General features: G+C 63.4%; 15 protein-coding genes. 4 read left to right on the top strand and 11 right to left on the bottom strand.

Features of this window, described 5'->3' with window-relative positions:
• Positions 1-7 precede the first annotated feature (7 nt).
• Genes IVA92_RS04945 through IVA92_RS04935 form a run of 3 tightly spaced genes read right to left on the bottom strand, consistent with a single transcriptional unit; the run spans position 8 to position 2,674 of the window.
• Positions 8-877 carry a carbohydrate ABC transporter permease gene (locus IVA92_RS04945; RefSeq protein WP_247281577.1) on the bottom strand — a complete coding sequence of 290 codons (870 nt, stop codon included), beginning with the start codon at positions 875-877 and terminating at the stop codon, positions 8-10.
• Complete coding sequence (locus tag IVA92_RS04940; protein WP_247281576.1) at positions 874-1,824, bottom strand: sugar ABC transporter permease; 951 nt, start codon at positions 1,822-1,824, stop codon at positions 874-876. Before IVA92_RS04940 ends, IVA92_RS04945 begins: the two co-directional genes overlap by 4 nt.
• Before the next feature lies 1 nt (position 1,825).
• Positions 1,826-2,674, bottom strand: coding sequence for a phosphodiesterase (locus tag IVA92_RS04935; protein WP_247281575.1), 849 nt, complete (start codon positions 2,672-2,674; stop codon positions 1,826-1,828).
• Positions 2,675-2,865: 191 nt separating this feature from the next.
• Between IVA92_RS04935 and IVA92_RS35940 the strand changes: the two genes are divergently transcribed.
• Positions 2,866-3,165 carry a hypothetical protein gene (locus tag IVA92_RS35940; RefSeq protein ID WP_346015594.1) on the top strand — a complete coding sequence of 100 codons (300 nt, stop codon included), beginning with the start codon at positions 2,866-2,868 and terminating at the stop codon, positions 3,163-3,165.
• A 429-nt stretch (positions 3,166-3,594) separates the two neighbouring features.
• Here the strand turns inward: IVA92_RS35940 and IVA92_RS04925 are convergent, their stop codons facing one another.
• Positions 3,595-5,067 (bottom strand): protein adenylyltransferase SelO, encoded by a 1,473-nt coding sequence (locus tag IVA92_RS04925; RefSeq protein ID WP_247281574.1) that lies wholly within the window; start codon positions 5,065-5,067, stop codon positions 3,595-3,597.
• A 196-nt stretch (positions 5,068-5,263) separates the two neighbouring features.
• On the opposite strand from IVA92_RS04925, the gene aspS reads away from it, so the two are divergent.
• Positions 5,264-7,036 carry an aspartate--tRNA ligase gene (aspS, locus tag IVA92_RS04920; protein WP_247281573.1) on the top strand — a complete coding sequence of 591 codons (1,773 nt, stop codon included), beginning with the start codon at positions 5,264-5,266 and terminating at the stop codon, positions 7,034-7,036.
• Between the two features lie 152 nt (positions 7,037-7,188).
• Here the strand turns inward: aspS and IVA92_RS04915 are convergent, their stop codons facing one another.
• Positions 7,189-9,159 carry a hypothetical protein gene (locus IVA92_RS04915; protein WP_247281572.1) on the bottom strand — a complete coding sequence of 657 codons (1,971 nt, stop codon included), beginning with the start codon at positions 9,157-9,159 and terminating at the stop codon, positions 7,189-7,191.
• A gap of 248 nt (positions 9,160-9,407) precedes the next feature.
• On the opposite strand from IVA92_RS04915, the gene IVA92_RS04910 reads away from it, so the two are divergent.
• Positions 9,408-11,717 carry an NADP-dependent malic enzyme gene (locus tag IVA92_RS04910; RefSeq protein WP_247281571.1) on the top strand — a complete coding sequence of 770 codons (2,310 nt, stop codon included), beginning with the start codon at positions 9,408-9,410 and terminating at the stop codon, positions 11,715-11,717.
• Positions 11,718-11,892: 175 nt separating this feature from the next.
• Complete coding sequence (locus IVA92_RS04905; protein WP_247281570.1) at positions 11,893-12,345, top strand: DoxX family membrane protein; 453 nt, start codon at positions 11,893-11,895, stop codon at positions 12,343-12,345.
• A gap of 165 nt (positions 12,346-12,510) precedes the next feature.
• Here IVA92_RS04905 and IVA92_RS04900 read toward each other — a convergent pair whose 3' ends face one another.
• The 6 genes from IVA92_RS04900 to IVA92_RS04875 form a co-directional block, all read right to left on the bottom strand.
• Positions 12,511-12,765, bottom strand: coding sequence for a hypothetical protein (locus IVA92_RS04900; RefSeq protein ID WP_247281569.1), 255 nt, complete (start codon positions 12,763-12,765; stop codon positions 12,511-12,513).
• A gap of 79 nt (positions 12,766-12,844) precedes the next feature.
• The gene (locus IVA92_RS04895) at positions 12,845-13,324 is read right to left on the bottom strand and encodes a hypothetical protein (protein ID WP_247281568.1); all 480 of its coding nucleotides are present in this window, start codon (positions 13,322-13,324) and stop codon (positions 12,845-12,847) included.
• Positions 13,325-13,741: 417 nt separating this feature from the next.
• Positions 13,742-14,293: a dihydrofolate reductase gene (locus IVA92_RS04890; protein ID WP_247281567.1), complete on the bottom strand. Its 552-nt coding sequence runs from the start codon at positions 14,291-14,293 to the stop codon at positions 13,742-13,744.
• A gap of 7 nt (positions 14,294-14,300) precedes the next feature.
• The gene (locus IVA92_RS04885; protein ID WP_247281566.1) at positions 14,301-15,320 is read right to left on the bottom strand and encodes a polysaccharide deacetylase family protein; all 1,020 of its coding nucleotides are present in this window, start codon (positions 15,318-15,320) and stop codon (positions 14,301-14,303) included.
• A gap of 162 nt (positions 15,321-15,482) precedes the next feature.
• Positions 15,483-16,049 (bottom strand): glutathione peroxidase, encoded by a 567-nt coding sequence (locus IVA92_RS04880; protein WP_247281565.1) that lies wholly within the window; start codon positions 16,047-16,049, stop codon positions 15,483-15,485.
• Positions 16,050-16,209: 160 nt separating this feature from the next.
• Positions 16,210-17,811: a L,D-transpeptidase gene (locus tag IVA92_RS04875; RefSeq protein WP_247281564.1), complete on the bottom strand. Its 1,602-nt coding sequence runs from the start codon at positions 17,809-17,811 to the stop codon at positions 16,210-16,212.
• Between the last annotated feature and the right edge of the window lie 183 nt (positions 17,812-17,994).

Below are 17,994 nucleotides of genomic sequence, written 5' to 3'. Positions count from 1 at the left end.
AAATCTCCTATTTGATGCCTGAGGTGACGAAAGAGCTGATGAAGCGCTTCTGGAAGATCAGGAAGGTCACGAACAGCGGTGCGATCACCATCAGCGTTCCCGCGGCGATGGTGCCCCAGGCCTGCGTGCCCTCGGCCGTCTTGGTGAAGACGGAGAGCCCGACCGTGAGCGGCCGCTTGTCCGGCGAGTTGATCACCATCAGCGGCCACAGGAAGTCGTTCCAGTGGCTGGTCACGGAGATGATGGCGAAGGCTGAGAAGCTCGGCAGCGACAGCGGCACGTAGATGTGGCGGATGCGCTGGAATAGGCCGGCGCCGTCGATCAGGGCGGCATCCTCCAGCTCGCTTGGAATGGCCTCGAAGGCTTGCCGCATCAGGAAGGTGCCGAAGGCAGAGGCAAAGAAAGGCATCATCACGCCAGTGAGCGTGTCGTAGAGGCCGAGCTGCGCGATCAGGCTTAAATTGGGCACGATCAGCAGCACCGGCACCAGCATCAGCTGCATCAGGAACAGGTAGAAGATCAGCGTCTTGCCGGCGAAGGCGAGGCGGGCAAAAGCAAAGCCCGCCAGCGTGATCGTGACGAACTGCACCAGCAGGATCCCGGTGCAGATGATTGTGGTGTTGAGGGTGTAGCGCGGGAAGTCGCCGATCTCCCAGGCATCCCTGACGTTGTCGAGCGTCGGCTTCAGGCTCGGCATCAGCTCGGCCATGAGGTTGATGCCATCGGAGGCCGGGCGCAGGGTCGCCACGCCCATCCAGACGAACGGGATCAGCCAGACCAGTGCGAGCAGCACGGTCAGTACGAAACCGAGCTTTGGCGTGATCTCGCGACGGGTGGCGAGCGGAGCATCCCTGAACAGACGGCCGATCAAATTCATGGGCCGCTCTCGCGGTCCGCCAGCGTCCGGAACGAAAGCGCGGTGAGGCCCATCAACGCTGCCAGCGTCAGCAGCGTCGCCGCCGACGCCTTGCCGACGTCATAATGCTCGACGGCCTGCTGATAGATGTAGAACAGCACGAGATTGGTCGAGTTGGACGGGCCACCCTGGGTCAGGACGAAGACGTGGTCGACTTGCGTCACCGCATTCAGCGTCGCGATCACGGTGACGAACAGGAAGGTGGGCTTGAGCTCCGGCAGGATGATGTAGCGCAGGCGCTGGAACGGACCGGCGCCGTCGAGATGGGCGGCCTCCATGACGTCCTCCGGCACCGCCTGCAGGCCCGCGAGGAAGAACAGCATGTGATAGCCGGCGTTCTTCCAGATCGTGATCACCATGATCGCTGATAGCGCGATGTCGGGATCGCCCAGCCAGTTCGGCAGCACCGGAAGTAGCCGGCCGATGTAAGAATCGAGCAGGCCGACATTGGGCAGGAAGATGAACAGGAACAGCGCGGAGGCTGCGACCATCGGGATCAGCACCGGCAGGAATAGCGCGGCGCGGAGCGCGCTGGTCACTGCGCTGGTGCGCGAGAGCGCGAGTGCAAACAAGAGCGCGAGGCCGATGCTCGGGATCGCTGTGCCGACTGCGTAAATGAGATTGTTGACGACCGCGCCGGTGAAGGCGGGGTCGGCAAGCACCGCGCTGACATTGTCGAGGCCGATGAAGCGCACGGGCGCTTTCGGCGTCGTGCGCTGATAGAGCGCATCGATAAGCACGCGGCCCATCGCGCCATAGGTGAACAGCGCCAGGAAGACCAGCGAGGGGAGCAGCAGCAGATAGGCCGGCAGCGACGCCGTGAAGCCGGCGGTGAAGCGTTTCAGGACATGCAGACGCGGTGCCGCCGAGGTCGCGCGCGGGAGAGCCGCGGGTTCAGCGAGGCTCATCTCACCGGGCCAGGAAGTTGAGCGCATAGTCGCGGTCACCGATTCCCGCTGGCGCGGCGAAAGGGAAGCGTGGGCTTTGGTCGAGGAAGTCGTGGCTGTGCACGACCAGGTTCTCATCGTCGATCAGCACCACGCCGTAGGCCGGCGGCTCGTGGCTCGCCAAATGCGGCGCGTTGGCATTCAGCTCGAACCAGACCTGGTGGTTGGTGCCGCGCAGCGTGGAGAAGGGAGTCTTGCCGTAGCTGCCGAAGATCGGCCGGTGCACATGGCCGAAGAAGAGGTGGCGGATGCGCGAACGGTAAGGCGCGATCACCTCGGCGAATTCGGCGCTCTGCTTCAGCGCGATCTCGTCCATTGCGAGTACGCCGACCGGGAAGGGCGGATGATGCATGAACACCACGAACGGCATGTCGGCCGGCGCGGCGGCCAGCGTGCTTGCGAGCCAGCCGAGGCGCTTGCCGCACATCTCGCCGGCATGGCTGGTCTCGTCCAGCGTGTCCAGGAAGACGAACAGGCCGTGCTCGGTCGTCCGCGTGCCCTGCACGAAGCCGTTCTGATCGCGCGGCGCGGACCGAAGGCGGTCGAGGCAAGCGTCGCGGCGGTCGTGATTGCCGACCATGGCAACGTACGGGATTTTCAGCGCAGCCATGGCGTCGGCGAAATTGGCGTAGGACTCCGGCTCGCCCCAATGGGTGAGGTCGCCGGTCACCACAGCAAACGCAGCGTCCGACTGATGCTTGTTGATGTCGACAATCGCGGCATCCAGCCGGGCGCGCGGGTCGAGGCCATAGAGCTTTTGCCCCGGATTCGCGAGATGCGTGTCAGTGAGATGGATGAATTTGAAGGACATGGCGCGCTGTGTCGGGACTGTTGGAGGATGGACGCCTCCGGCAAGACGGCCCTGACAGGCGGTTAGAGCGCCAGTGTTTCAGTTTGATGACAGCGGTTCCCGCGTCCACAAGTGGCGACGTGGTAGGGTGGATTAGCCGAAGGTGTAATCCACCACTGTGAGCCAACTTCAAGTTGTGCTATCGATGATCCATGTCCAACTATCGCCGCATTCGTCTCGGGAGGATGCTGGTTCTTCGCGGTGAACCTGCTCGATCGGCGGAAGGCTCTTCTGATAGACAAGATCAACATCTTACTCTGATAGACAAGATCAACATCTTACGCGGCGCCGTGGCAGCAACGCGCCAAAGCCATCCATTCGAGATCGACGCGTTTGTGGTCCGCCGGATCATCTGCACGCGATCTGGAAGCTTCCGCCGGGGGCGACGCCAATTTCTCGGCGCGCTGGCGGTTGATCAAGACACGTTTTGCCAAGGCACTCCCTGCGAATGAGCCGCTGAGCGCTTTTCGTGCCGCTCGGAACGAGCGCGGCATCTGGCAACGCCGGTACCGGAGCATCTCATCCGTGACGAGACCGACTACGCGCGTCATGTCGAGTATTGCTATTACAATCCCATCAAGCACGGTCATGTCTCGAAGGTGTGCGACTGGCCGTACTCGTCGCTTCACCGTGATGTCCGCGCCGGTTTGTTTCCAGAGGATTGGGGCGGCGACGTCAAGATCGCGGGCGAGTTCGGCGAGCGGGCGTGATGCTCGCGGCAGCGGCAGCCGGTAGGATGGATTAGCGAAGCGTAATCCACCAATCTACTTTCCGCTGGTTGAGAGAAGAGGTGGATTACGCCTCCGGCTAATCCACCCTACCCAGCTACGTCAGGCGAGTTCAGCTCCACGAACAATCTTTGTCCGGATGATCAGGGGGAGTTAGGTGCCACAAAAAGTCTGCAGCACCCGCTGGTCCGGCAGCGGCGGATCGGCATAAGCCGCATACTCCGGCTGGTCCTCGTAGGGCTTGGCCAGCACCTTCACCAATTCTTCGAACGGGGCGTAATCGTCGTTGTTGACGGCGGCCTGGATCACGGCTTCGACGCGGTGGTTGCGCGGGATGAACATCGGGTTCACGGCGTGCATGGCGGCTTGCCGCTCGGCCGCGCTCTGCGGCTCGAGCGCGATGCGCTCGCGCCAGCGTCCGGCCCATTCGTCAAACGCCGCGGGCTCCATGAACTGCGCGCGCACGTCTGCGCCTCCGTCGCCTGCGGCATCGCAGAGCTTGCGGAAGGTGAGGGTGAAGTCCGCCTGGTTCTTCGCCATGGCATCGAGCAGGTCCTGGATCAGCGCCTCGTCGCCGTCGCACTCCGTGAACAGGCCGATCTTCCTGCGCAGGCCGGCCTGATAGGCCGCACTGAACGTCTCGGCGAAGGCGCCGAGAATGTCCTGGGCTTCGGCGACCGCCTTTTCCTGCTCGTCTGAGAACAGCGGCAGCAGGCATTCGGCGAGCCGGGTCAGATTCCACAAGCCAATGCGCGGCTGGTTGGCGTAGGCGTAGCGGCCCATCTCGTCGATCGAGGAAAACACCTGCGCGGGATTGTAGGCATCCATGAAGGCGCAGGGGCCGTAGTCGATGGTCTCGCCGGAAATGGACGTGTTGTCGGTGTTCATCACGCCATGGATGAAGCCGACCAGGAGCCAGCGCGCGATGAGCTCAGCCTGCCGCGCAACGACGGCTGCGAGCAGCGCGTGATGGGGCCGCTCCGCTTGAAGCAAATCCGGGTAATGACGGGTGATGACGTGGTCGGCGAGCCGGCGGATGGCCTCGGTGTCGCGGCGGACGGCAAAGAACTGGAAGGTGCCGACGCGGATATGGCTGGAGGCGACGCGCGTCAGCACCGCGCCGGGCAGGGCGGTCTCGCGGATTACATGCTCGCCGGTGACGACCGCGGCGAGCGAGCGCGTGGTCGGAATGCCGAGCGCGAACATCGCCTCGCTGACGATGTATTCGCGCAAGACCGGCCCGAGCGCGGCACGGCCGTCGCCGCGGCGGGAGAACGGGGTTGGGCCGCTTCCCTTGAGCTGGATGTCGCGGCGGATGCCGTCTTTGTCGATGACCTCGCCGAGCAGGATAGCGCGGCCGTCGCCGAGCTGGGGCACGAAATGCCCGAACTGGTGGCCGGCATAGGCCATAGCGATGGGATCGGCGCCCACGGGAACCGTCTTGCCGGCCAGGATTTCGGCGCCTTCCGGGGTCTCCAGCATATCAGGGTCGAGCCCGAGCTGGACCGCCAGCGGCCGGTTCAGCTTGATCAGCCGGGGCGCCGCCACGGGGGTCGGCGCGACGCGGGCGAAGAAGCTGTCCGGCAGCGCTGCATAGGAGTTCTGGAAGGGGAAATGAACCGTCATGAGCTCAAGATAGGGTTGGAACGCCTGATGGCAAAGGTTGGACCCCAGATAAGCCAAAAATGGGCGCATCTGGTCCGAATCAGGCCGTTCCCTTGGTTGCCGCTTTGGGCCTCGTCGGGTAAACCCTGCCGCAACTTCGGACCGGCCGTTACAGGCCGTTCGATTCGCTTCCTCCGAGATTGAATTTGGGACGACCATGCATCGCTACCGGTCACATACATGCGGCGCGCTCCGCGAGAGCAACATCGGCGAAACGGTTCGCCTCTCGGGCTGGGTCCATCGCGTTCGCGACCATGGCGGCGTGCTGTTCATCGATCTGCGCGACCATTACGGTCTGACCCAGTGTGTGGTCGACCCGGATTCGCCGGCATTCTCGCTGGCCGAGAAGCTGCGTTCGGAATTCGTGGTGCGGATGGACGGCAAGGCCCGCCGCCGCCCCGAAGGTACCGACAATGACGATCTGCCGACTGGCAAGATCGAAGTTTACGTCAGCGAGATCGAGGTGCTGGGTCCGGCCGGCGACCTGCCGCTGCCGGTGTTCGGCGACCAGGAATATCCTGAAGACATACGCCTGAAGTACCGCTTCCTCGATCTGCGCCGCGAGAAGCTACACCAGAACATCATGACGCGCGTGTCGATCATTGACTCCATGCGATGTCGCATGAAGGAGCAGGGTTTCTTCGAATTCAACACCCCGATCCTGACCGCGTCCTCACCGGAGGGCGCGCGCGACTTCCTGGTGCCCTCGCGCATTCATCCGGGAAAATTCTACGCGCTGCCGCAGGCGCCGCAGCAATACAAGCAGCTGCTGATGATGAGCGGCTTCGACCGTTACTTCCAGATTGCGCCCTGCTTCCGCGATGAGGACCCGCGTGCCGACCGTCTGCCCGGCGAGTTCTACCAGCTCGACGTCGAGATGAGCTTCGTCACGCAGGACGACGTGTTCGCCGCGATGGAGCCGGTCATCACCGGCGTTTTCGAGGAATTTGCCAAGGGCAAGCCGGTGACAAAGGGCTGGCGCCGGATTCCGTTCGCCGAAGCCTTGCGCAAATACGGCAGCGACAAGCCGGACCTGCGCAACCCCATCGAGATGCAGGACGTCTCCGGACATTTCCGCGGCTCCGGCTTCAAAGTCTTTGCGCGCATGCTCGAAGATCCCAAGAACCAGGTCTGGGCAATTCCGGCACCGGGCGGCGGCAGCCGTGCGTTTTGCGATCGCATGAATTCCTGGGCGCAAGGCGAAGGCCAGCCCGGCCTCGGCTACATCATGTGGCGCGAGGGCGGCGAGGGCGCCGGTCCTCTCGCGAACAACATCGGTCCCGAACGCACCGCCGCGATCCGAGCGCAGCTCGGCGTGAAGGAAGGCGATGCCGCCTTTTTCGTCGCCGGTGATCCCGACAAGTTCTGGAAGTTTTCGGGTCTTGCCCGCAACAAGGTTGGCGAGGAGCTGAACCTCACGGACAAGGAGCGGTTCGAGCTCGCCTGGATCGTCGACTTCCCGATGTACGAGTACAACGAGGACGACAAGAAGGTCGACTTCTCGCACAACCCGTTCTCGATGCCGCAGGGCGGCCTCGACGCGCTGAAGGGCCAGGACCCGCTGACCATCAAGGCGTTCCAGTACGACATCACCTGCAATGGCTACGAGATCGCCTCGGGCGGCATCCGCAACCACGTGCCGGAAGCAATGGTGAAGGCGTTCGAGATTGCCGGTTACGGCGAGCAGGAAGTGGTCGAACGGTTCGGCGGCATGTACCGCGCCTTCCAATACGGCGCCCCGCCGCATGGCGGCATGGCCGCGGGCGTCGACCGCATCGTGATGCTGCTCTGTGGCACCACGAACTTGCGCGAGATCTCGCTGTTCCCGATGAACCAGCAGGCCATGGACCTCCTGATGGGCGCGCCGTCGGAGGCCACCACCAAGCAGCTGCGCGAGTTGCATATCCGGGTGAACCTGCCGCAGAAATGAGCTGGTCTCTTGCCCGGACGCAGCGCAGCACGCAGTGGTGCGCGGCTGAGCTGGGGGCCCATCTCTCGGCAGACATAGCTTTCTGGGTCCGGCTCTGCACAGCGTCATTGCGTGCCGCAGCGCGTCCGGGACACGAGACCAACCAGCTCTCCCTACAGCCCCGTCGACGCTTCGATCTTGAACTGCGCCAGCGTGCCCTCCGGGTCGGCATTGAAGAGCTGCATCAATTGCATCAGCGGCACCTTCGTGCGCGGCGTGACCTTGATGACGAGCGTCTGGCCTGGCGTCTCGACAAAGCTCGCGATCGCGTCCACCGCCGTGCCCGCCTCCGGATTGGCGGCGGCGACATCCGCTCGGTACGCCCTGACGCTGTCGACGAATGTCCGGCGCGCCTCGTCGCGGCTGACATTTCGTCCCCGTGCATTCTGCGTCACCGCGGAATCGACGAAACCATTGTCGCGGACCGAGAACTCGAGCGCGACAGCCTCGACCTGGGCGGCCCGACCCATGAACTGAGCGGGGTCAGCCGAAAACAGCTCGCGTGGCACATTGCTAAGCGTGATGCGCAATTGCGCGCTGGCGATCCCTCCGATGTCGAGCGTCGCGGGCGTCAAATTGAAGCTGTTGGACGACTCTGTCCACGCGGCGCCGAGATCGAGATCGATCGCGAGCTTGTCGATCCCGCTGAGAACCAATGGAAGTTGTTTTGGGTCGGATGGATCGGTGGGCGTGACGAATTTCGCAATCAGGTGCGCCTTGCTCGGGATCGAGCCAATCAGCTGTCCCCACTCCAGTGTCATCGTATCGATCGTGATCAGCCTTTTGGTGTTCTTGTCGGGCGCCACCACGCCCTTGATCTCGGCGCCTTCCAGCACGCGGAACAGGCCCAGCACCTGATCGGGCGAGGGTGCCTGCCCGTGATTGCTGAAGCCTGCCGCCCAGCGCATCAGGTTTGCCGCGCTGAAGGATTTCAGCGCGAAGCGCTCCATCTTGAACTGCCCCTGCGGGGTCGGCGTATCGACGCCTTCGATCGCGAATTCGCCACCCCGATATCTGACGGCGTTGATCCTCGCGGTGCCTTGCGGCATGCTGATCGACGTCTTGCCGACCTGGATTTTGCCGATACGGAGGCCATCATAGAACCCGGCGAGCTTCTCCATCATCTCGCGCGATTGCGCGGATGTCGGGAGGACCGACCGGTCTGTCGGCATGAGCGCAACGATCTCGGCCGGCCGGAATTTTGACGGCTGCGCCGCGACGTCCTCGAAGGTGATCCCGTCGATGTCCATCCGCATGCCCTGGGTCGATTTGAGCACATAAGGGCCGGCGGAGATTTGCCGGTAGACGCGGTAGTAGCCGTCGTCGCCGGTCTTGTCTGGGTCGAGTACCGCGGCGATCGCGGTCGCATCGAATTCGTTGACGATGATGTTGGAGAGGTCGCCGGTCAGCTTGTCCTGCTTGCCCGGCTGCGGCACGTCGATGGTGAAAACAGCGCGGTCCGCCTTCATCGCATCGAACTTGCCGTGCTTGAGATTCTGGATGGCCAGGCCGGAATAGGCGACCTCGCCGCTGCCGGCGGCGCTGCCGCTCGCATCGAAGCTCATCGTCAGCGCCGGAGCCGTGACTGACGATGCTGTCACGCGTGCGTATTGACCGAGCACATAGCGGTAGATATCGCTCACGGAGCCACCCGTCGGCACATTCCCGGCGTGAAGGGGGCCGGCATAGTCACGCAGGGTGAGTTGCGGGATCTTATAGGATGCGTTCAGCTTCGCGGGGCCGACCTGGTTGAGCGCGACTTCGAAACCCGTGACGTCGATGTTGTCGGCCGAAAAGCTGCTCTGGTCGAGCAGGCGGACGCCGGTGCCCTTGATGCCGGCGATCTTGATCTGCGCCTGGGACTCGTTGCCGGGAGTCACCGCTATATCATCGACCCTCAGTGTCCGGCTCATCACGTCGAATTCGATCTTGCCGTAGCTCGCCTTGCCGCCTTGCTTGCGGATCTGCTCGAAGGCGGCCTCGACCTCGGTGGTAGCGCGATATTTTGCATAGAGGTTGAAGCCGAACGATCCGCCCGCGCCGAGCACGGCGAGTGCGATCAGGCCGATCAGGATTCCCTTCATTTCCTTGCTCCAGTTGCTGGTTTTGCACCGCGCAACCTGCCATATTCGCGAAACGCCGCGCGGTCCAGGGAAAGCTATGGTTTTCAAGCATTTGACCACGCGTCCTGTTGATGGGGTCGCAATCGGATGTTGCCACCGGGGCGGCTGCCGTGCTTCATCCCGTTTCCATGACCCGGAAATAACGTCCGCATTGGGCGGCCGCTCCCGGTGATGCATTTTGAGGCCGGTAACGCGAGGCGAGACACCGCATGTCGTCCTATTCTGATGATCTCCACCAGGCGGCGCTCGCCTATCACCGTCTGCCGCGGCCCGGAAAGCTTGAGATCCAGGCGAGCAAGCCGCTTGCCAACCAGCGCGATCTCGCGCTGGCCTATTCTCCGGGCGTCGCCGCCGCCTGCACCGAGATCGCCAAGAATCCCGCCGAGGCCGCCTCGCTCACCACCCGCGCCAATCTGGTCGCCGTTGTCTCGAACGGCACCGCCGTGCTCGGCCTCGGCAATATCGGCCCGCTGGCCTCCAAGCCGGTGATGGAGGGCAAGGCGGTCCTGTTCAAGAAATTCGCCGGCATCGACGTGTTCGACATCGAGATCGCCGCCGACACCATCGACCGCGTGGTCGAGACCGTGGCGGCGCTCGAGCCAACCTTCGGCGGCATCAATCTGGAAGACATCCGCGGGCCGGAATGCTTCGAGATCGAAGCGCGCTTGAAGGAGCGCATGAAGATCCCGGTCTTCCATGACGACCAGCACGGCACCGCCATCATCGTCGCTGCCGCCATCACCAACGGCCTCAGGTTGAACGGCAAGAAACTGTCCGACGTCAAGATCGTGGCCTCGGGAGCAGGGGCCGCGGCAATCGCGACGCTGAATCTCCTGGTGTCGATGGGAGCGCAGCGCAAGAACATCTGGGTCTGCGACATCGACGGCCTCGTGCACGAGGGCCGCAACACCTCGATGGACCGCTGGAAGGCGGTCTATGCGCAGAAGACCGACAAGCGCACGCTCGCCGACGTCATCGGCGGCGCGGACATCTTCATCGGCCTGTCCGCGCCCGGCGTGCTCAAGCCGGAGATGGCCGAGGCGATGGCCGACAAGCCGTTGATCATGGCGCTCGCCAATCCCGTGCCGGAGATCATGCCGGAGGAGGCGCGCAAGGTGCGCCCCGACGCCATGATCTGCACCGGCCGCTCCGACTATCCGAACCAGGTCAACAACGTCCTGTGCTTTCCCTTCATCTTCCGCGGCGCGCTCGACGTCGGCGCCAGCGCCATCAACGAGGAGATGAAGCACGCCGCAGTCGAGGCGATCGCGCAGCTCGCGCGCGAGGCGCCGTCGGATGCAGTCGCGCAGGGTTTTGACACCGGCGAGACGCAGGGTTTTGGCCCGGGCTCCCTGATCCCGAGCCCGTTCGATCCGCGGTTAATCTTGCGGATCGCGCCGGCGGTGGCGAAGGCGGCGATGCAATCCGGCGTCGCAACGCGGCCCATCATCAATTTCGATGAATACACCGCGTTGCTCGAGCGCTTCGCCTTCCGCTCCGGCCTCGTCATGAAGCCGATGTTCGCCAAGGCCAAGACTCAGCCGGTGCGCGTGATCTACGCCGAGGGCGAGGACGAGCGTGTGCTGCGCGCCACCCAGGTGGTGCTGGAGGAGAAGCTGGCGCGGCCGATCCTGGTCGGCCGCCCCTCGGTGGTGGAGGCACGCATCAAGCGGTTCGGCCTGTCGATCAAGGCCGGCAAGGATTTCGACCTCATCAATCCTGAGGACGATCCACGCTACCGTTCCTATGTGCAGTCCTATGTCGAGGTCGCCGGCCGCCGCGGTGTGACGCCCGACGCAGCGCGCACGGTGGTGCGCACCAATAACACGGTGATCGCGGCACTTGCGGTGGTGCGCGGGGAGGCCGACGCCATGCTCTGCGGCGTCGAGGGTCGCTATATGAGTCATCTGCGCCATGTCCGCGAGATCATCGGCTTCTCAGCCGGCGTCAGCGACTACGCCGCGCTGGCACTGCTGATCACCAGCAAGGGCGCATTTTTTATCGCGGATACGCAGGTACGCCCAAATCCGAGCGCGGAAGAGCTTGCCGAGATCGCTTCGCTCGCGGCGGTCCACGTACAGCGTTTCAACATCAAGCCGAAGATCGCCTTCGTCTCGCATTCGGATTTCGGCAGTTACGATACCGACTCCTCGCGCAAGATGCGCCGGGCGACCCAGCTTCTGAAGGAGAAGCATCCCGAGATCGAGGCCGACGGCGAGATGCAGGGCGACACCGCGCTTTCAGCTGCTGCGCGGAAAATGGTGCTGCCGCACTCCAAGCTCGAGGGCGAGGCCAACATCCTGATCATGCCAAGCCTGGATACCGCCAACGTCGCCTACCAGATGATCAAGTCGCTGGCGGACGCGCTCCCGGTCGGCCCGATCCTGATCGGCCCGGCACGGCCGGCGCATATCCTCACGCCCTCGGTGACCGCACGTGGCATCCTTAACATGACGGCGGTCGCGGTGGTCGAAGCGCAGGAGCGCGCCGCGAGGCAGCAGCCGACGTTGTTTACGTAAGGGTCGATCTGCGCGAAAGATGCACATCTTTCTCCGACAAGGGGAGAAGGGGCACCGGTCGCGCGGCTTATTTTGAATTCCTCGCAGCTCTCCATTTCCCTGTTTGAAAACCGCAAGCGGACTCTGCATAATCCTCGCGCATCCCGTGCTTAGCGCTCTTGCCAAGAGGCCGATCATGCCAGCGTTCGTGACTTTCGGGCGGATCCTGTTCGCCGTACTGTTCATCTACACGGGCGCGTCCAAGCTGTTCGCCATTCAGGCGACGGCGGACTTCATCGCCACCAAGATCATGGTGCCCGATATGATTGCGCCTTACGCCAAGCAGGTCGAGACCGCTACCGCCATGACGACGCCGCAATTGCTGGCGATCGCGGTCGGAGGACTTGAGGTCATCGCCGGGCTGATGATTGCGTTGAATTTCGGCGCGCGATTCTTCGCGATGCTGCTGATCATCTACATTGCGGTCGCGACCGTGCTGTTCGATGACTTCTGGAACCAGGCGCCGCCCGACAACGCCAAGGTGGTGATCGACGCGCTGAAGAACCTGTCGATCATCGGCGCACTGTGCATGATCATCGGCTACGGCCGAACCACACGTCCGGCCGAAGCGGCCTACGGGGACGTGTAGGCAGGGTATGACCGCCGCTCCGCGCGGTGCTGTAGGGTGGATTACGCTGACGCCAACCCGCACCTAAAAGCGTGATGAGATTGGGATGAGTCATCGCCGCGCTTAGGTTGTCGTTTAAGCATTATTTTTTTCGGAAAACCGCTTCGCACTTTTCCGGATCATGCTCTAACGCGCCCCAAGGATGCGCTGCCAGAACGTGCCACCCAGCACCTTCCAGCCAAGATAGAAGTACAGGGTGATCAGGGCAAACAGCACAAGAGCAGATGCGCCGTGCAGGCTGAAACCGTCCTTCGTCGTCTCGCCGGTGGCGGCGCCGATGGAATAGCCGCCGACGAAGAACACCGTCAGGAAGTCGAGAAAGCCGGCGAGGCCACGGCGCCAAAAGGGTTTGGGTGTCGATGGAGTATCGCTTGTCGACATGGAAGCAGCCTCCTCTTGGCAGCCGCGCCGGCTCGCTGGCTCAGGATTCCCCGTCTCGGCTTCTTGTCGGGGTTTCTTGTCAGGGTTTCTTGGCATCGACGTCGATGCCGATGATCTTCCAGGCATTGTCGTTCTGGGCAAAACGCAGCCTGTACTTGACCCGGACCTCGTCGTTCTTGAACTCGCCGGCGAGAACGAGCGCACCTTCCGAATCGAGCTTGGGTTTCTGCTGTGCTTCGTAATCGTCGGTGACGATCCCTTCGAAGAACAGCTTCTTGCTGCGGAAGGATTCGAACGCGGCCGCCAGCTTCTCGGGCGTCATTTGTTCCTGGAACTGCCTCGAGCCCTTGGCAAGCAGGACCGAGTAGTTCCCGGTGATGTTGGCGTCGTTGAAGGTCATCAGCGTCGTGCGGACCAGCACGTCCTGCTCGTCGTCGGTCGGCAGGTCGATCGCGTAGGCCGATGACGGCGACATCACTGACAGAAAGGTCAGCGAGACCAGGACCGCGATAGCGCCGAGAAACTTGCGGCAGGAGAGGGAGGCAAAAATCGAACTCATGGTCTCTTTGTCCTTAATGAGGGGCCGGGCGTATGCCAGAAAGCGGAATGAAGTCGCCACATGCGATCTGCATAACAGAGAAGCTCTAATTTTTCGCTCGTGTGGGAAGGAGTTTTGGCCTCGCCGGTTCACGCCGCATTAAACAGGCTCGGGATGAGGAACGTCGTAACTCCGCCGCACCGTCGCCCTTCGGCACTGCTCTCTCTGACTCCAACTGGCGCACGAGAATCTGCCGCGCAGGCCGATTTCGGGATTGTTGAAACTCTCGGCACATTGAGCCATCGCCGGACCTGCCGGGGACGCGGGAGCGTGCGCGACGACGGGGCACGGGCCGCGGCGATTGACGTTGCCTGAGGACGGGCGGCTGGCTTCGGCGGCTCACAGCGGACTGGCGGCGATGCGCACCTTGATCTTGCGCTATCCCCGCCGCCACGGCGTGACGGCGACATCATGTGCCGCGTCGAGCAGATACGGCGCGCTGGGCTTCATTCCGTGCGAGGCGAGCACCTCGTGCGGCGTCCGCTGGGGCACGCCGCCAAAACAGCCTTCGCCGCCGGGCAGTCGCACATGCGGCGCCTCGGACAGCCAGAACGTGTCGTAGCGGTCCATGAACATGTCGAACACCATCGGGCCGCCGATGATCGCGACCGTGCCGGATGCGACGTTGGCGAAGGCGCAAGCTTCCGCGAAGCTGGCGTGACCCGGATTCCACAATGTCGCGTTCGGCATTTCAGGGTCGACGGTCAGCGCCCTGATCTTGCGGGTCAGGATCAGTCGCTTGCGCTTCGGCGAGTTCGGCTGCTGCTCGTGCGAGTTGCGGCCGTGCACGATCAGCGCGGCGCGATCGAGCGCCTGCTCGAAGAACAGCTTGTCGCCTTCGAACTTCAGACTGTCCGGCATCACATGCGCGGCGTCAGCGAGCATGCCGTCCGCCGAGACGATGACGTAGCCTTCGATGCGAAAAGACAATGGCCGTCTATTCGGAAACGGTCGTCACCACGGAATTGACCGGGCGCTGGCTCACCGTCGGCAGCTTGACGTCCTTGAGCAGCTCCTGGTCGTATTCGGGCAGCGTCGATGCCGGGAATTTGGCGCGCATCGCTACCACCTTGTAGCCGCCCGCCTTCAGGCGCTTGAGCAGCTCGGGCAGGGCCTCCGCCGTGTGCTTCTGGAAGTCGTGCATCAGGATGATGCCCTTGCCCTTGGTGTCGAGCTTCTTCATCACGGTCTCGACCACCTTCTCAGGCTTGGAGGCTTTGAAGTCGAACGAATCGATGTCGCAGGAGAAAATTCCGATGTTGCGGTTGCCGAGATAGGTGACCATCTCCGGCGGATGCTGGAGCGCCGGGAAGCGGAAGAAAGGCGAAGGCGAGATGCCGCCGAGCGCCCATTTCACCGCGGATAGGCCCTTCTCGATCTCTTCCTTGCGCTGCGCTTCGTTGAGCTTCTTGTTGTTGAGGTTGGCATGCGACCAGGTGTGGCTGCCCACGGTATGGCCGGCCGCATAGACCTGCTTCAGGATCTCCGGCTCGTAGGTCGCGTGCTTGCCGATGGAGAAGAAGATGCCGGTGGTGCACTCGTCGGCGAGTGCCTTCAGCACGGCGGGCGTGTTCTTGGGCCAGGGGCCGTCGTCGAAGGTCAGCACCACCTCGTGGTCGCGCAGGAAGTCGAGCTCCTTGAAATGCTCGAAGCCGAAGCCGGGGCCGCCGGTGGTGTCGATCTCGACGGTGCGGGCGACACCGAGCGCGCCCGGCGTGCTGCAGGCTGCACGCGCCGGCTGCGGCGCCTGTTTCGGTGGCGGCGGGTTAACGAAGCCCGCTGGCGCGGCAGCTACTGCGGGAGCGGGTGCCGGCGCAGCCGCCGGCGCGGAAGCTGCCGGTATCGCCGGTGCTCCTTGGGTGGTGGCCGCGGGTTTTGCGGCGGTCTGCGACCATGCCGCGCCGGTCATGCCCAGAGACATCGCGCTTGCCAAAATCAGTCCTGCCGCCACACGCATGGTGTTGTCCTCGAGATTGATCCCGTTGTTCCGCCGCGGCTTTTTCTGCGGCAAACCGTCCTGCCCCAAACCATCCTAGCCTAGAGGGTGGGCCCTCGCCATTGCAACGGCTGTTTGATGCCCCGCCACAATTGTGCCCAACCGGATGGGGCGCAACTCGCGTCAACTGTCGGCCAGCGCCTTGGCAATGGCCGTTTTGACCCGCGTATCGGTCGGCGCGACGGCGGACGCAAAGACCTCGGCGATATAGCCGTCACGGCCGATCAGATATTTGTGGAAGTTCCACTTCGGAACCTCTCGCGGCCGTGCGTCGGCGGCCCATTTGTAGAAGGGGTGCGCTTTCGATCCGATCACAACGGACTTGGCTGTGATCGGGAAGGAAACGCCGTATTGGTGGTGCGCCGTCTCGGAGATTTCGCTGGCGCCGCCGGGCTCCTGGCCACCGAAATCGTTGGAAGGCACGCCGATCACGGTGAGCCCGCGCTCGCGAAACTCGTCCCAGAGCTCCTGGAGGCCTGCATATTGCGGGGTGTAGCCGCAGAGCGAAGCGGTGTTCACCACCAGCAGCGGCTTGCCGGTGTACGCGGCAAGGCGGATGTCCTCGCCGGACAACGCGGGGAAGGAGAAGGCATAGGCCGAGATCCGGCTCATGCCGCCGTCGGCAAACGCGCGCTTCATTGGCACGAGTGCGCCTGCAAGCGCGGCGAGCATGGTCCTGCGGTTCATCATGACGCCGTCCCCGAAATGATCCGGGGTGCATGTTACTTCGCCGCTGCAACCTCACTCGTCAACACCGCGTTATCGGTCGCGGCGAGGCGCTAGACGTTTGGCGCGTTTGCTTTGCGCGAAGCGGTATCCACTTCGCTCAAAACGCTCTCTAGTGAAGGCGCTAGTAAAGGCGGACGATGAAGTCCGTGCCTTCGCCGGTCTCCCCCTGGTTGATGCCCTGGTCGGACACGATGATCGAGCCACCTGATGTCAGCATCTCGTTGATCTTCGCCATGGTGTCGGCCGGAATTGAGATGCGGTCGAGGGCTTCAGTCGGGCTGTCCGGTGTGACGACCGGCTTTGCGGCAACGGGAACCACGGCAGCGCCACGCTGGCGGCGTGACACGCGTCCGTCGTCATCGCGCGCAGCGGCGCGGACCGAGATCGGCAGCGACACCACCGACCAACGCAGCGCGTTGGAATCGGTCTTATCGACTTCGGCTGTGAAGACGTGTGTACCGAGGGGCCGGTCGCTCGGGGCGATCGCGACGGGCACCTCGAACAACGGCGCAAAGTTCTGTCGCACGTAGAGCTTGGAATCCTTGCGGCTGATGAAGACGGCGATCTGGCCGGCCCGCCGCGGCGCGTCCGGCTTCGCCGCAGGTGCCGGATCGGCAACGCGGGTCTCGTCCTTCTCCACGTCGGCCGAGGTGGCGAGTGCCGGAGCATCAGGCTTCTTCCGGGAATCGGCAGCTTCGGTCTTGGCAGCGCTCTTGTCGTCGGTCACTGTCGAAGCCTTGGGCGCTTCCGCGGCCTCAATCGGCTTCGCGTCCATGTTCGCGGGCTTGGCGGTTTTTTCGGACTGCGGCTTGGCCGCGTCAGATGCCTCGGCGATCTCGGTCGTGATCTTGTCGGCGAGCGCAGCCGCTTCCTCGCGGGCGGGCGCATTGCCGGTGGTCACATCCGACATCACGGTGTGGCCGACGGAGGCGCGCAGCTCGAGCACGCTGTCTGCGCTCGCGGTCTTCGTCTCGGCCGGCCTGGCTTCGTTGACTTTGGTTTGCGCCCCGCCCTTATCGGCATTGTCGCTGGTGTTGATCTGCGGCGCGAGGCTGGCGGCGGGCTGCGGCGCTACGCGCACCGAGGCGAGCAGCGGATGCGAAAAGCTTTGCGGCGACATCTGGCCGGGCGCGACGATCACGCGCGCGCCCATCCTGGTCCAGTTCCACATCTTCACCGCGAACGCCATCGGCATGCGGATGCAGCCATGCGAGGCCGGATAGCCCGGCAGCACGCCGGCATGCATGGCGACGCCAGACCAGGTGATCCGCTGCATGTACGGCATCGGGGCGCCGCTGTAGATGTTGGAATGGTGGAATTTGTGCTTCTGGATGACGCTGAACACACCCATCGGCGTCGAATGGCCCTTCATGCCTGTCGACACCGGGGATTCCGCGAACACGCCCTTGCTGTCGTAGACCGTCACCTTCTGCCGGTCGATCGAGACGACGATGACGAGCGGTCCTTGTGGCTTGGTGCCGGCTTCTTTCTCGGCGACGATCTCCTTCTTGCCCGCCGTGCCGCGCTTCGGCGGCTTCTGGCGCGGTATTTCGGGAGGCCGATCCTGCCGGGCGTAATAGGACCCGTCGGAATAATCCGTCCAATAATAAAACGCTGCGTCAGCCTGGCTTGCCGTCCCGATCGCACCCGCCGCCGTCAAAATGGCGATTTGCCAAATTCGCGTTGGCTTGGCAGCAAAACCGGACCCGTTCACGCTGTTCATCCTCGAATCCATAATCCAAATCAGACGTTAGTCTCGCAAAGGGGATACGCGTTCACCCTCAAGGTGGTTCTGCCGTCAGTTACTTTTGTTCAACGCGTAGCAAAAAAGCCTCACAGAGCGGTAAACGGCGGCCGTGCCGACTGGCCGCTCGTCTTCCTGACCGGCCGCCTGATGCCTACATTG

This window comes from Bradyrhizobium sp. 154 (assembly GCF_023073875.1).
In the GTDB taxonomy this organism is placed as follows: domain Bacteria; phylum Pseudomonadota; class Alphaproteobacteria; order Rhizobiales; family Xanthobacteraceae; genus Bradyrhizobium.
This window is presented reverse-complemented; position numbering and strand designations above follow the sequence as displayed.